Here is a 14,235-nt window from a genome sequence, read left to right as displayed (position 1 = left end):
AGCGCACCCCAAACGCGAAACAAAAAATAAATATATATAAATCAATGAATTAAATTAATATTCCTGCATGCACTTGCAAATAGAAAAAGTTTAGATATAAATTAGATATATCTAAATAACATCAGGAGATGAATGATGCAAGATCATCATGAAGGGTGCTGCAAACATGCAGAACACCAGCACGAAGGCTGCTGTAAGGGTGAAGGACATCGCCACGAAGGTCATCACAGCGAACACCACGAAGGTTGCTGTAAAGGTGAAGAACGTCATCACGAAGGCTGTAACAAAGAACACCATCATGAGCATGGCTGCGGACACCGCCACGGTCGCGGCGGCGGTGGCGGTCGACGTCAGCGTTTCTTCGGCCACGGCGAATTACGGCTGGTGATTCTCGATATTTTGACCCGCGATGCCAGTCACGGTTATGAGCTAATCAAAGCCATTGAAACATTGACTCAGGGTAATTACACCCCAAGCCCGGGCGTGATTTATCCGACACTGGATTTCTTGCAGGATCAGTCGCTTATCGCCATCCGTGACGAGGAAGGCGGACGTAAGCAAATCACAATCACCGAGCAAGGCCTGCAATGGCTGGAAGAGAACCAGGAACATCTGGAACATATCCACGAACGTATTAAAGCACGCTGTGTCGGCTTTGAATTACGCAAGAATCCACAGATGAAAAGAGCACTGGAGAATTTTAAAGCCGTGCTGGATCTGCGGGTCAATCACGGTGACACCAGCGAAGCGCAAATCAAGAAGATCATCGGTATTATCGATCGCGCATCACTGGACATCACCCAGCTTGATTAAGCAGGCTGCGCGTCCTCTTTACGTACGCGGAACACTTTAATCATCTCTTTTAAGTGTAATGCCTGTTCGTTTAATGACGCCGCTGCCGCAACGGACTCCTCTACCAGACAGGAGTTCTGTTGCGTGGTGGTGTCGATAAGGCCAATCGCACTGTTAATCTGCGAAATACCGTCCGTCTGCTCGCGGCTGGCCTGACCGATTTCCCGCAATATCACATCCATTTCTTCAACGTTAGTGACCATTCCATTGATCAACGCGTTGGCTTTTTCAACCAGCACCAGTCCTTCCCGGGTTTGACTGGTGGAGTCTTCAATCAGATTGCGGATCTCACTGGCAGACGATGCGCTTTTTTGCGCCAGTTGACGCACTTCTCCGGCTACTACCGCGAAACCACGTCCATGCTCACCGGCGCGCGCCGCTTCGACAGCCGCATTCAGCGCCAAAATATTGGTTTGAAAAGCAATCGAATCTATCAGGTTGATAATCTCTGACATACGGTTAGAGGTTTCATTAATCACGCGTATTTTCTGCGTCACCTGATTCATCATCTCACCGTTGTTTTTCACCACCGCCGCCGCTCCCGTAGACAGCTTCGTCGCTTCATGGGTATGGTCTGCCGTCGTTTTGACCGTCGCGGTAATTTGTTCCATTGACGCCGCAGTCTGTTCTACCGAGCTTGCCTGTTCTTCGGTACGCGCAGCCAAATCCTGATTACCCGCGACAATCTGCGCCGCCGCCGCAGAGATATTTTCGGAGCCGTTTTGCACTTCCTCGACAATCTCTAACAGTCGGGTTTTCATTGCCATCAGCGCTTGCAGCAGCACACCGGTCTCATCCTTCTGTTCCATACTGATGTTGCGAGTAAGGTCGCCCTGCGCAATCGCCTCGGCAAACTGCACGGCTTCATTAAGAGGTCGGGTAATTGAGCGCACAATATACCACCCCATCACACAACCGGCGGCAATGCTTATCAGCGCCAGAGTAATCAACAGCGCGCGATTGGTGTGGAAATCATATTCCACCTGAGCGCCCGCCTTCTGCATCTGGGCATCTTCAATGGCGATCAATTCCTGCACTTTTGCTTTATACGCCTGCTGCACATTCACCGTGCGGGTCATCATCTCGTGCATCGCACCGGAGCGATCGTGATTCTGCAGCGCCTGCAGAATGCGGAATCGGGAAGCCAGATACTGCTCACGCACATCGCGGATATCCGCAACAATTTTTTTGGATGCATCATTGAGAGGTGCAGCACTCAGCGCATCCAGCAGAGCAGAAATTTGCTGGCTGATGGTATCGAGCTTTTTCTGGGACGCCTGGGTCCATTTGCCTTCCTCATCCAATAACATCAATTGTTGAGTACTGACAAACTCCTGAAAATTATCAATGAGCAGATTGGCTTTTACCGTAATCGGATAGTCATTGGTAATGATGTTCTGCATCCCACTGTTACTACGATCCAGACTCAACAGCGAAAGGCCCGAACTCACCATCATCAGTACAATAAACAAACCAAACGCGATAAATAATTTCGAGCGAATCTTTACGTTATGCAAGAACATATTTTCTCCCTGGAGACAGTTTTCTTCAGACAGAAATCCTTATCGGTCAACACTCACCTAACTTTATGATATTGATCGTTTTTTAATTTTCATCAATGTTACGAAATAGTTTTTGACGATGAATAAAGCAAGACCGATCGTTATATAAGCGATATTTAACAATATTTAAAAACAGGACACTCGCGGTCAGAACGGAATAAGGAAAATAGAATCGTAATACCAAAGTGGTATTATTTAATATATGATTAACAAAATCATTACAAAAACGCCTACCGGGGACGATAAGCGTTTGGCGGGAAAATGGGATAGGGTGAGAATTAATGCAGCACGGTCACCGCATCTTCCAGGCGACCGGCACGATGTTTCACCATTGCTGAAATCTGCGCGCTCTCTTCGACCAGTTCGGCATTTTTCTGCGTAATATTGCTCAACTCATTTACGGCACGGGTCAGGCTGGAAAGACCATCTGACTGCTCCAGCGTTGAATGGCTGATTTGAGCAATCAACTGCGTCACATTCTGGACCTGCGCCACAATATCATCCATTGTCCGCCCTGCGGCATGAACCTGATCGGAGCCAGACTGCACCTTGTCGGCGCTGGCATCAATCAGTTTACGGATGTCATTTGCTGCGCTTGCACTACGACTGGCAAGATGGCGTACCTCTCCGGCCACCACCGCAAATCCTTTTCCTTGTTCACCAGCCCTGGCCGCTTCAACCGCCGCATTCAGCGCCAGAATATTTGTCTGGAAGGCGATATCGTTAATCAGGGTCGTGATAGTGCCGATCCGTTGGGTGCTGTTGGCAATATCGTCCATTGTTTTAATGACTGTATCCATCGCCTCACCGCCCTGTGTCGCTGCGCTGCTGGCGGCAATAGACAGCTTGTCAGCCGCCGCTGCTGTCGCAGAGTTTTGCTTCACCGATGCCGCCATCTGATTCATGGTGGTGACCGTTTCCTGCACATTTTCTACCGTCTGCTGCGTATGCTTGTTTAAATCATCGCTGCCTTTCGCCAGCGTTTCACTGTCGTTACGCACACAGCTGACCTGACTCGACACGTCATGAATAAGCCAACGGCACATTAACCCTAGCTGCCCCACCGCCCGTAGCATCAGACCCAGTTCATCGCTACGGTTAAGATGGGTCACGCTGTTGCGCTCACCGGTCGCGACTTTCAGTGCCTGCTGGGCAACATTCTCAATGGGACGCACAATCTGCCATTCGAAAATAACCGTCGCCAGCATCATCACCAGCGCGCTCACCAACAGTTGCGGCCATTCAGAGCCCATCTGCTGTAGCGCAGTTGCCAGGATGACAAACATAAAAGCCATGACACTGCGTACCCGCCAGCGAACCGGAAGCGACGGGAGTTTACCCAACCAGCCTTTACGTACCACCAGCCCCTTATGGACGCGCCGATGACAACGGCCTTCATTGAGTGCTTTATATAAAGGTTCGACCGCCGCGATTTCCGCTTCCGTCGCCCGGGTACGGATCGACATATACCCGGTTACGCGTCCTTCCCGCACCATCGGCACCGCATTGGCCCTCACCCAGTAGTGATCGCCATTCTTCCGCCGGTTTTTCACAATACCGCTCCACGGTTCCCCCTGTTTCAGGGTGTACCACATATCCGCAAACGCCGCTTTCGGCATGTCCGGGTGACGAACCAGGTTGTGCGGCTGAGCAAGCAATTCATTCAGTTGATAGCCGCTGACCTGAACAAAGGTATCGTTCGCATGGGTGATATAGCTTTGTAAATCGGTGGTCGACATGAGGGTGATATCATCATCCAGCGGTGTATTTTGCTGACTAACGTAGGGATGAGAAGACATGGTTGCGTCCTGTGCAGGTTATCTGGTTGTTAACTCTTTCGGCTTATGTTATTTCGGCGCTAATCTTTTTAACTTTAGTTGTTAAATTTGATTTAGATCGCAATTTGCGATTAAACCTCAAAATTTGTATGTTTTCTAATTCATTGATTTAAAATACTTTCATTGCGTAACTATTCAACGCACCTTCACTCAGCGCACCGCAATAGTGCAATTCTCGCCCACTTTTAGCGCAATAACGCGTTTTTCTCGTCGGTTTTACGCGCGTAAACCTGGGCAAAATGCCAGCAAATGTTAATGTTTGAGATTAAATGTTGTACAAGCAAGATCTTCCCTGGTGTTTATCCCGATTTTCGTTAAGCGCGTCGGGATGGCGCAATCCCTGCAATACTTAATTCAGTATCATGTGATACGCGAGCTCCGGGAGCATATTTTGAACAGGTTACCTTCCAGCGCATCGGCTCTGGCCTGCAGCGCACACGCACTGAATCTCATCGAGAAGCGAACGCTTGATCATGAGGAAATGAAAGCACTAAACCGAGAGGTGATTGATTACTTCAAAGAGCATGTCAATCCGGGGTTCTTAGAGTATAGAAAATCTGTAACTGCCGGCGGGGATTACGGAGCCGTAGAGTGGCAAGCGGGAAGCCTGAATACGCTTGTCGACACCCAGGGACAGGAGTTTGTCGATTGCCTGGGAGGTTTTGGAATTTTCAACGTGGGGCACCGTAATCCAGTAGTGGTCTCCGCCGTACAGAATCAACTCGCGAAACAACCTCTGCACAGCCAGGAATTACTTGACCCATTACGGGCCATGCTGGCAAAAACGCTTGCTGCACTGGCTCCCGGAAAGCTGAAATACAGTTTCTTCAGTAACAGTGGGACCGAGTCGGTTGAAGCGGCGCTAAAACTGGCGAAAGCGTATCAATCGCCGCGCGGTAAATTTACATTTATTGCCACCAGCGGAGCCTTCCACGGTAAATCGCTGGGGTCGCTATCCGCCACCGCTAAATCAACCTTCCGCAAACCGTTTATGCCGCTGCTGCCGGGCTTCCGCCATGTTCCTTTTGGCGATATTGATGCCATGCGCACCGTCCTGAGCGAATGCAAAAAGACCGGCGACGATGTTGCCGCCGTGATTCTGGAGCCAATCCAGGGGGAAGGAGGCGTGATCCTGCCGCCGCAAGGGTATTTAACCGCGGTACGTAAACTTTGCGATGAGTTTGGCGCGCTGATGATCCTCGACGAAGTGCAAACCGGCATGGGGCGCACCGGCAAGATGTTCGCCTGCGAACATGAAAACGTGCAGCCTGACATTCTGTGTCTGGCCAAGGCGCTTGGGGGTGGCGTAATGCCAATTGGCGCGACCATTGCCACTGAAGAAGTGTTCTCCGTCCTGTTCGACAATCCTTTCCTGCATACCACCACATTCGGTGGCAACCCGCTCTCATGCGCGGCGGCGCTGGCGACCATTAACGTCCTGCTGGAGCAAAATTTACCCGCTCAGGCAGAGCAGAAAGGCGATATGTTGCTGGATGGTTTCCGTCATCTGGCGCGTGAATATCCGGATCTGGTACACGACGTTCGCGGCAAAGGCATGCTGATGGCGATTGAGTTTGTCGATAATGAGATTGGCTACAGCTTTGCCAGTGAAATGTTCCGTCAGCGAGTGCTGGTCGCCGGAACACTGAATAACGCGAAGACGATCCGTATCGAACCGCCGTTAACATTAACGATCGAGCAATGCGAACTGGTATTGCGATCAACCCGCAAAGCCCTGGCCGCATTACGGGTGAGCGTGGAGCAGGTGTAACCACTGCCGGATGGCGATACTAACGTATCTTATCCGGTCTACTAAAGGACCTCCTTTGTAGGCCGGTTAAGGACCGGAAGGCTGGTCACCGCTGTTTAACGGTGCGGCCACACAATCCCATGCGGATGCGGTAGTTAGCGTGATGCTCGATCCGAAAGAGTTCAACACATATGTCCCACTTGGCACCGCAGCACTGACCAATCCAGCCTTCGGCGCGGACATATACTGGCGCGGACGCGTCTGGGTGGATCAGTTCTGGTTCGGGCTAAAAGGGATGGCGCGTTATGGCTATCGCGCTGAAGCATTAAAACTGGCCGATACTTTCTTCCAGCATGCCAAAGGGCTGACGGCAGAAGGTCCAATTCAGGAAAACTACAACCCGTTGACCGGCGCACAGCAGGGCGCACCTAACTTCTCCTGGAGCGCCGCGCATCTCTACATGCTGTATAACGATTTTCTTAAACAGCAGTAACGTCGATTGGCTCTCCTGAAAAGGAGAGCCTCTTTTTTGAATCCCATCACAATCACGGCATTCCCCTTTTCCCTTTTACGCGGCGACGGCTAAATTAGTAACTCATCCGACCACATAACAATAATTTTACATACTGGACACCTTTATGAGCTATCCGTCGCTGTTCGCCCCGCTCGATTTGGGATTCACCACGCTTAAAAACCGCGTGCTGATGGGTTCAATGCATACCGGTCTGGAAGAGTATCCTGATGGTGCAGAACGGCTGGCCGCGTTCTATGCTGAACGCGCTCGTCACGGCGTAGCCCTGATTGTGACCGGAGGAATTGCGCCCGCGTTATCGGGCGTGGGTATGGAAGGCGGGGCGATGCTGAACGACACCAGCCAGCTCGCACACCATCGCGTCATTACCGATGCGGTTCACGATGAAGGCGGGAAAATCGCCCTGCAAATCCTGCACACTGGTCGCTACAGCTATCAACCGCATCTGGTTGCGCCTTCAGCCATTCAGGCCCCTATTAACCGCTTTACGCCGCATGAGCTGACGCACGATGAAGTGCTGCAACTGATTGAAGATTTTGCCCATTGCGCCCAACTGGCGCGGGAAGCGGGCTACGATGGCGTGGAAGTGATGGGATCCGAAGGGTATCTGATCAACGAATTCCTGACTCTGCGCACCAATCAGCGTAATGATGAATGGGGCGGCGAGTATGCCAACCGCATGCGTTTTGCCGTTGAGGTGGTACGGGCGGTACGCCAGCGCGCCGGCAATGACTTTATCATTATCTTCCGCCTGTCGATGCTCGACCTGGTGGAAAACGGCGGAACCTTCGACGAAACCGTCCAGCTTGCACAGGCGATAGAAGCTGCAGGCGCCACCATTATTAACACCGGTATTGGCTGGCATGAGGCACGCATTCCCACTATCGCGACCCCGGTACCGCGCGGCGCGTTTAGTTGGGTGACGCGAAAGCTGAAAGGGCATGTGACGATCCCACTGGTCACCACCAACCGCATTAACGATCCTCAAGTCGCCGATGATATTCTGGCCCGTGGCGATGCCGATATGGTGTCGATGGCTCGCCCGTTCCTCGCCGATGCCGAACTGCTGTCAAAAGCGCAAACCGGACGAGCGGATGAGATCAATACCTGTATCGGCTGTAACCAGGCCTGCCTGGATCAGATCTTCGTCGGCAAAGTCACCTCTTGCCTGGTCAATCCGCGCGCTTGCCATGAAACCAAAATGCCGATCGTTGCGGCCACTCAGCCGAAAAATCTGGCGGTGGTCGGCGCGGGCCCTGCGGGTCTCGCCTTCGCCATTAATGCCGCCGCGCGCGGGCATCACGTTACGCTGTTTGACGCATATGGCGAGATTGGCGGGCAGTTTAATATCGCCAAACAGATCCCCGGCAAGGAAGAATTCTATGAAACCCTGCGCTACTACCGCCGGATGATCGACGTGACTGGCGTGACCCTGAAACTGAATCACTTTGTCAGCGCACGCGATCTGCACACCTTCGACGAAGTGATCCTCGCCAGCGGGATCGAGCCGCGCATGCCGCCGATCGAGGGGATCGATCACCCTAAAGTGCTGAGCTATCTCGACGTCCTGCGCGATAAGACGCCAGTGGGTAAACGCGTGGCGATCGTTGGCTGTGGCGGGATCGGTTTTGATACCGCCATGTATCTGAGCCAGCCTGGCGATCCCACCAGCCAGAACATTGCCGAGTTCTGCGTGGAATGGGGAATCGACACCAGTCTGCAACAGCCCGGCGGTTTACGTCCGGAAGGCCCACATCTACCCCGCAGCCCACGCCAGATAGTGATGTTGCAGCGTAAAGCCAGTAAACCAGGGCAAGGTTTAGGCAAAACAACGGGATGGATCCACCGTGCTACCCTGCTTTCACGCGGCGTAAAAATGATCCCGGCGGTGAGCTATCAGAAGATCGATGATGACGGGTTACACGTGATGATCAACGGCGAGCTACAGATCCTGAATGTGGATCACGTGGTGATTTGCGCCGGACAAGAGCCACGCCGTGAACTGGTCGATCCGCTGCACGCGGCAGGTAAAACGGTGCATCTGATCGGCGGCTGCGATGTGGCAATGGAACTGGATGCCCGACGCGCTATTGCACAAGGCACCCGACTGGCACTGGAAATTTAACGTCACGTCTTTCGTAGGCCGGATAAGGCGTTAGCTGCTATCCGGCACACGCGATTAGCGGCGACGACCGGTTTTGACCGCTTTCAGCACCACGAATTTATTATTGGTGGCGATGGTCACGCAGTTGCCGAAAATCTTCTTCAGCTTATGGAAGTAGTCGAGGTGGCGGTTGGCCACGATGTACAGTTCACCATTGATTTTCAGGCAGCGGCGCGCGTGGTGGAACATCTCCCAGGCGATATTATCGGTCAACGCATGCTTCTGGTGGAATGGAGGGTTGCAGAACACCGCGTTGAAGCGGAACGGTTCTACGCCGGAGAGCGCGTTATTAATCATAAATTCGCTGCGATCCAGCGCGTCCGGCAGGTTGGTTTCCACGTTAAGACGGCTGGAAGCGACCGCCATCGGTGATTCATCAACAAACACCACGCTGGCTTCTGGATTCTTCGCCAGCAGCGTCATGCCCAGCACGCCGTTGCCACAACCGAGATCGACAATCTCGCCTTCCAGGTTTTCCGGCAGATGTTCCATAAAGAAGCGCGCGCCGATGTCCAGCCCGGTACGGGAGAAGACGTTGGCGTGGTTGTGGATGGTCCAGTCGGTGCCTTCCAGCTTCCAGCTCAACGTTTGCGAGGCAGCGGCCAGCTCAGGTTTGCTGAACGTACAGTTGATCAGACGGGCTTTTTTCCACGCCAGCGTCGTGGTGGTTGGCCCCAACACTTTTTCGAACAGCTCCAGCGTCGAGGTATGCACATCGCGCGCCTTCGCGCCCGCGATGATGCGCGTTTGTGGCGTCACCACTTCACGCAGCGCGCGCAGTTGCTGTTCCAGCAGCGCCATGGTTTTTGGCAGCTTAATCAGCACCACGCCCGGCGCCTGCGGATATTCAGCGGTACTGTCGAGGAATTTGACGCTCGACTCGGCAATATCGTTGTGACGCAGGTTCTCGCGTGTGGCAAGCTCGCTGAGATAAGAGTCGCCAATGCTATACGGCGTATGTTCCGCCAGCGCACAGCCCAGCGCGCCGAAAGTATCATTCAGGAGAAGCACCGGGCCGCTAATCTCGGTATCGTCCAGCTGTTGCAGCAGATATTCATCTGCAGCTTCCCACGCCAGCAGCGGGTTAACGTCATCCGTCTCCGGGAAACGTTTAAGTGACAGCGAACGGAAACCGTTGTCTATGTGGCTCATCGGCCCTCCTGAATGGTAAAATTTCGGCGTATCCCTGAAAAGGGTGCGTGAGTATACACTTTTTATACTTTATATGGGGCACTAATGAGTCAGTTGACCTATCTGCAAGGCTACCCGGAGAATTTACTTTCCCAGGTTCGTACGCTGATTGCTGAACAGCGTCTGGGGGCGGTGCTGGAGAAGCGCTATCCGGGTACGCATGACTTCGCGACCGACAAAGCGCTCTGGCAATATACCCAGGATCTGAAAAATCAGTTTCTGCGAAACGCCCCGCCGCTGAATAAAGTCATGTATGACAGTAAGATACACGTGCTGAAAAATGCGCTGGGGATGCATACCGCCGTCTCCCGCGTGCAGGGCGGTAAGCTAAAGGCTAAAGCGGAGATCCGCGTGGCGACCGTTTTTCGCAATGCCCCCGAACCCTTTTTACGCATGATCGTCGTGCATGAACTGGCGCATCTGAAAGAAAAAGAGCACGACAAAGCGTTTTACCAGCTCTGCTGCCATATGGAGCCTCAGTATCACCAACTGGAGTTCGATACCCGCCTGTGGTTAACGCAACAATCGTTAAAGCAAACTGCGCCGTAGCGCACTGGCTTTGTCTTCAGGGCATGCTAAATTGACGCAAGGATCCCTTTTCGCAGCCTGAAGGCCTTTATGATACGTTTCGCAGTAATTGGCACAAACTGGATCACCCGCCAGTTTGTCGATGCCGCCCATGAAACCGGCAAGTATAAGTTAACCGCAGTCTATTCCCGTAGCCTTGAGCAGGCGCAGACCTTCGCCAACGATTACCCCGTCGAGCATCTGTTTACCTCGCTGGAGGCCATGGCGCAAAGCGACGCGATTGATGCCGTTTACATTGCCAGTCCGAACTCTCTGCACTTCCCGCAGACAACGCTGTTTCTACAGCACAAAAAGCATGTCATTTGCGAGAAACCGCTGGCCTCAAACCTGGCGCAAGCCGAAGCCGCTATCGCCTGCGCGCGTGAAAACCAGGTGGTGCTGTTTGAAGCATTTAAGACCGCCAGCCTGCCTAACTTCCTGCTGTTACAGGAATCTCTTCCCAAAGTTGGAAGAATCAGAAAAGCGTTTATCAATTACTGCCAGTACTCCTCGCGTTACCAACGCTATCTCGACGGTGAAAATCCCAATACGTTTAATCCGGCGTTCTCCAATGGCTCGATTATGGATATCGGTTTTTACTGCCTGGCCTCGGCGGTTGCGCTGTGGGGCGAACCACAGAGCGTTCAGGCCAGCGCCAGCCTACTGGAAAGCGGCGTGGATGCCCACGGCGTGGTCGTACTCAATTACGGCGATTTTAGCGTCACGTTGCAGCACTCGAAAGTCAGTGATTCCGTACTGGCCAGCGAAATTCAGGGCGAATCAGGGTCACTGGTTGTCGAGAAAATTTCCGAGTGTCAGAAAGTGTGCTTTATTCCGCGCGGGGGCAAAACGCAGGATCTTACGGTGCCTCAGCACATCAATACTATGCTGTATGAGGCAGAGGCGTTTGCCCATTTGGTTGAATCCGGCGAAGTGGATCACCCGGCACTGGCCGTCAGTCGTATCACCGCTAAACTGCAAACGGAAATTCGCCGCCAGACCGGCGTGGTTTTCCCGGCAGACGAAACGGTAATCCCGCTGACTGCGTAAAAGTGTGTAAATGGAATGTTGCAGGCCATTGACTGAAAACATGGCCTGTAATATTTTGTAACCCGCAAAGGGGAGTAACTTCGTTGTCGGTTGATCGTCATTACGATGTGTGAAAAACCACATCCGGTCACCGGGCGATAACAAAGGAATACGCCATCGTATTCCTTTGTTGTTGTAAGTGAGACCTTGCCGAATGGCAAGGTCTATGCATAAAAAGCAGCGGCTAACGTCATTCGGCGTTGGCCGTTTTTTTATGCATGGGGAAATAAAATGAATACTGTCGGCACACCGTTGTTATGGGGTGGCTTCGCTGTTGTGGTGGTCATTATGCTGGCCATCGATCTGCTGCTACAGGGTCGTCGTGGCGCACATACGATGTCGATGAAGCAGGCCGCGGCCTGGTCAATCGTCTGGGTAACGTTGTCGTTGCTGTTTAACGCGGCATTCTGGTGGTACCTGGCTGAGACTCAGGGCCGCGCCGTTGCCGACCCGCAGGCGCTGGCGTTCCTTACCGGCTATTTAATTGAAAAATCGCTGGCAGTAGATAACGTCTTTGTCTGGCTGATGCTGTTCAGCTACTTCTCCGTCCCCCCTGCATTGCAGCGCCGGGTATTGGTGTATGGCGTGCTGGGAGCAATTGTTCTGCGTACGATCATGATCTTCGCCGGCAGCTGGCTTATCACCCAGTTTGAGTGGCTGCTGTACGTGTTCGGCGCGTTCCTGCTGTTTACCGGCGTGAAGATGGCGCTGGCGAAAGAAGATGCCTCCGGTATCGGCGACAGACCGTTAGTACGCTGGCTGCGCGGCCATTTACGCATGACCGATACCATCGAAGATGAAAAATTCTTCGTGCGTAAAAACGGTCTGCTGTTTGTCACGCCGCTGATGTTGGTGTTGATTCTGGTTGAGCTGAGCGACGTGATTTTCGCCGTCGACAGTATTCCGGCTATCTTTGCCGTTACCACCGACCCGTTCATCGTGCTGACCTCGAACCTGTTTGCTATTTTGGGGCTGCGTGCGATGTACTTCCTGTTGGCAGGTGTGGCGGAGCGTTTCTCGATGCTGAAATATGGTTTGTCGATCATCCTGGTGTTTATCGGTATCAAGATGCTGATCGTCGATTTCTACCATATCCCGATCGCTATTTCGTTAGGCGTAGTGTTCGGTATTCTGTTTGTAACGCTGATTGTGAACGCGTGGGTCAACCACCAGCACGATAAAAAGCAGCAAATACAGTAACGTTATCTGCTAGCTGAAAAGCCCGACGGCACACTATGTGCGTCGGGCTTTTTGTTCATCATGTCAAAACAATGTTAATTCAAAGTTATAAAATATGATCTCAACGGGGAATCCAGGATATTTCTCTTCCCGAAGCGTTATCTTTCCTTATACTCAACCGCGCAAACACTTTGTTACATCCAGAAAGATGCGTCGTAAGAGCGCAGGATGGATGAGCAACAACACAATGAAAGGATCACGACATGACTACGCAACGTTCATCGGGGCTACTCTCGCGTTTGGCGCAAGGGAGCCTGGTTAAACAAATTTTGATTGGCCTGGTACTAGGGATTTTACTCGCACTGGTGTCAAAACCTGCGGCAGAAGCCGTTGGTCTGCTGGGTACGCTGTTCGTCGGCGCATTAAAAGCCGTCGCGCCAATTCTGGTTCTGATGCTGGTCATGGCCTCTATCGCCAACCACCAACACGGGCAAAAAACCAATATCCGCCCGATTCTGTTCCTCTACCTGCTCGGAACGTTTTCAGCCGCGTTAGCGGCCGTCGTTTTCAGCTTCGCCTTCCCGTCGACACTGCACCTTTCCAGCAGCGCTGGCGATATCGTGCCGCCGTCCGGCATTGTTGAAGTAATGCGTAGCCTGCTGATGAGCATGGTTTCTAACCCCATTGATGCCCTGGTTAACGCCAACTATATCGGTATTCTGGTCTGGGCCGTCGGTCTGGGCTTTGCGCTGCGCCACGGTAATGAAACGACCAAAAATCTGGTCAATGATATGTCCAACGCCGTCACCTTTATGGTGAAGCTGGTGATTCGTTTCGCCCCGATCGGCATCTTCGGTCTGGTCTCCTCCACGCTGGCAACCACCGGTTTTGCCACGCTGTGGGGCTACGCTCAACTGCTGACCGTGCTGGTCGGCTGTATGCTGCTGGTGGCGCTGGTGGTCAACCCGCTGCTGGTATTCTGGAAAATTCGCCGTAACCCGTATCCGCTGGTGCTGGCCTGTCTGCGCGAAAGCGGCGTGTACGCTTTCTTTACCCGCAGCTCTGCCGCCAACATTCCGGTGAATATGGCGCTGTGTGAGAAGCTGAATCTGGACCGTGACACCTACTCGGTATCTATCCCGCTGGGCGCCACCATCAATATGGCGGGCGCGGCGATCACCATTACCGTACTGACGCTGGCGGCGGTGAATACGCTGGGGATCCCGGTTGATTTACCGACGGCGCTGTTGCTGAGCGTGGTGGCATCGCTGTGTGCTTGCGGCGCGTCAGGCGTCGCAGGAGGCTCCCTGCTGCTGATCCCGCTGGCGTGCAATATGTTCGGTATCCCGAATGACATCGCCATGCAGGTAGTTGCCGTTGGCTTTATCATCGGTGTATTGCAGGATTCCTGTGAAACGGCGCTGAACTCTTCTACTGACGTGCTGTTTACCGCAGCAGCCTGCCAGGCTGAAGACGAACGTCTGGCAAACAACGCCCTGCGCGGCTAATCG

The 14,235-nt window shown here is 52.9% G+C and carries 10 protein-coding genes and 1 pseudogene; 8 read left to right on the top strand and 3 right to left on the bottom strand.

The genetic code is table 11. The features are described 5' to 3' along the window. Window positions 1-135: 135 nt before the first annotated feature. Entirely contained in the window at window positions 136-813 is a 678-nt protein-coding gene (locus G8S19_RS02995; RefSeq protein WP_005131432.1) for a PadR family transcriptional regulator, read from the top strand. On the opposite strand, the gene G8S19_RS02990 is transcribed toward G8S19_RS02995, so the two are convergent. Together G8S19_RS02990 and G8S19_RS02985 are read right to left on the bottom strand one after the other, a co-directional pair. Continuing rightward, on the bottom strand, window positions 810-2,375 hold the full coding sequence (locus G8S19_RS02990; protein WP_048213330.1) for a methyl-accepting chemotaxis protein: 1,566 nt from the start codon (window positions 2,373-2,375) through the stop codon (window positions 810-812). The two genes, G8S19_RS02995 and G8S19_RS02990, sit on opposite strands and share 4 nt — an antisense overlap. Window positions 2,376-2,692: 317 nt before the next feature. Next, the gene (locus G8S19_RS02985; protein ID WP_101742437.1) at window positions 2,693-4,213 is read right to left on the bottom strand and encodes a PAS domain-containing methyl-accepting chemotaxis protein; all 1,521 of its coding nucleotides are present in this window, start codon (window positions 4,211-4,213) and stop codon (window positions 2,693-2,695) included. A 430-nt stretch (window positions 4,214-4,643) separates the two neighbouring features. Here G8S19_RS02985 and ygjG point away from each other — a divergent pair, with 430 nt between their 5' ends. The 3 genes and pseudogenes from ygjG to G8S19_RS02970 all read left to right on the top strand — a co-directional run bounded on the left by ygjG (window position 4,644) and on the right by G8S19_RS02970 (window position 8,659). Then, window positions 4,644-6,023, top strand: coding sequence for a putrescine aminotransferase (ygjG, locus tag G8S19_RS02980; RefSeq protein ID WP_167335587.1), 1,380 nt, complete (start codon window positions 4,644-4,646; stop codon window positions 6,021-6,023). 70 nt (window positions 6,024-6,093) lie between these two features. Then, window positions 6,094-6,495 (top strand): annotated as a pseudogene (locus G8S19_RS02975) (alpha-glucosidase); the annotation flags it as partial. Window positions 6,496-6,640: 145 nt separating this feature from the next. After that, window positions 6,641-8,659, top strand: a complete 2,019-nt coding sequence (locus G8S19_RS02970) for an NADPH-dependent 2,4-dienoyl-CoA reductase (RefSeq protein WP_253686042.1) — start codon at window positions 6,641-6,643, stop codon at window positions 8,657-8,659. A gap of 54 nt (window positions 8,660-8,713) precedes the next feature. Here G8S19_RS02970 and rlmG read toward each other — a convergent pair whose 3' ends face one another. Beyond that, window positions 8,714-9,850, bottom strand: a complete 1,137-nt coding sequence (gene rlmG / locus G8S19_RS02965; protein WP_115642805.1) for a 23S rRNA (guanine(1835)-N(2))-methyltransferase RlmG — start codon at window positions 9,848-9,850, stop codon at window positions 8,714-8,716. A gap of 84 nt (window positions 9,851-9,934) precedes the next feature. Between rlmG and G8S19_RS02960 the strand changes: the two genes are divergently transcribed. The 4 genes from G8S19_RS02960 to sstT all read left to right on the top strand — a co-directional run bounded on the left by G8S19_RS02960 (window position 9,935) and on the right by sstT (window position 14,232). Further along, window positions 9,935-10,438, top strand: coding sequence for a M48 family metallopeptidase (locus G8S19_RS02960; RefSeq protein ID WP_101742433.1), 504 nt, complete (start codon window positions 9,935-9,937; stop codon window positions 10,436-10,438). Between the two features lie 69 nt (window positions 10,439-10,507). Continuing rightward, window positions 10,508-11,506, top strand: a complete 999-nt coding sequence (locus tag G8S19_RS02955) for a Gfo/Idh/MocA family protein (RefSeq protein WP_101742432.1) — start codon at window positions 10,508-10,510, stop codon at window positions 11,504-11,506. Between the two features lie 270 nt (window positions 11,507-11,776). Beyond that, entirely contained in the window at window positions 11,777-12,745 is a 969-nt protein-coding gene (locus G8S19_RS02950; protein WP_199970366.1) for a TerC family protein, read from the top strand. A 242-nt stretch (window positions 12,746-12,987) separates the two neighbouring features. Further along, window positions 12,988-14,232, top strand: a complete 1,245-nt coding sequence (sstT, locus tag G8S19_RS02945) for a serine/threonine transporter SstT (RefSeq protein WP_101742431.1) — start codon at window positions 12,988-12,990, stop codon at window positions 14,230-14,232. The last annotated feature ends 3 nt before the right edge of the window (window positions 14,233-14,235 follow it).

The organism is Citrobacter sp. SX206 (assembly GCF_024181025.1).
In the GTDB taxonomy this organism is placed as follows: Bacteria; Pseudomonadota; Gammaproteobacteria; order Enterobacterales; family Enterobacteriaceae; genus Citrobacter; species Citrobacter youngae.
This window is presented reverse-complemented; position numbering and strand designations above follow the sequence as displayed.

Excerpts from the sequence above, each read along its gene's own strand:
- G8S19_RS02995 (WP_005131432.1), top strand. The coding sequence starts at position 136 with ATGCAAGATCATCATGAAGGGTGCTGCAAACATGCAGAACACCAGCAC.
- G8S19_RS02990 (WP_048213330.1), bottom strand. The coding sequence starts at position 2,375 with ATGTTCTTGCATAACGTAAAGATTCGCTCGAAATTATTTATCGCGTTT.
- G8S19_RS02985 (WP_101742437.1), bottom strand. The coding sequence starts at position 4,213 with ATGTCTTCTCATCCCTACGTTAGTCAGCAAAATACACCGCTGGATGAT.
- G8S19_RS02970 (WP_253686042.1), top strand. The coding sequence starts at position 6,641 with ATGAGCTATCCGTCGCTGTTCGCCCCGCTCGATTTGGGATTCACCACG.
- rlmG (WP_115642805.1), bottom strand. The coding sequence starts at position 9,850 with ATGAGCCACATAGACAACGGTTTCCGTTCGCTGTCACTTAAACGTTTC.
- G8S19_RS02960 (WP_101742433.1), top strand. The coding sequence starts at position 9,935 with ATGAGTCAGTTGACCTATCTGCAAGGCTACCCGGAGAATTTACTTTCC.
- G8S19_RS02955 (WP_101742432.1), top strand. The coding sequence starts at position 10,508 with ATGATACGTTTCGCAGTAATTGGCACAAACTGGATCACCCGCCAGTTT.
- G8S19_RS02950 (WP_199970366.1), top strand. The coding sequence starts at position 11,777 with ATGAATACTGTCGGCACACCGTTGTTATGGGGTGGCTTCGCTGTTGTG.
- sstT (WP_101742431.1), top strand. The coding sequence starts at position 12,988 with ATGACTACGCAACGTTCATCGGGGCTACTCTCGCGTTTGGCGCAAGGG.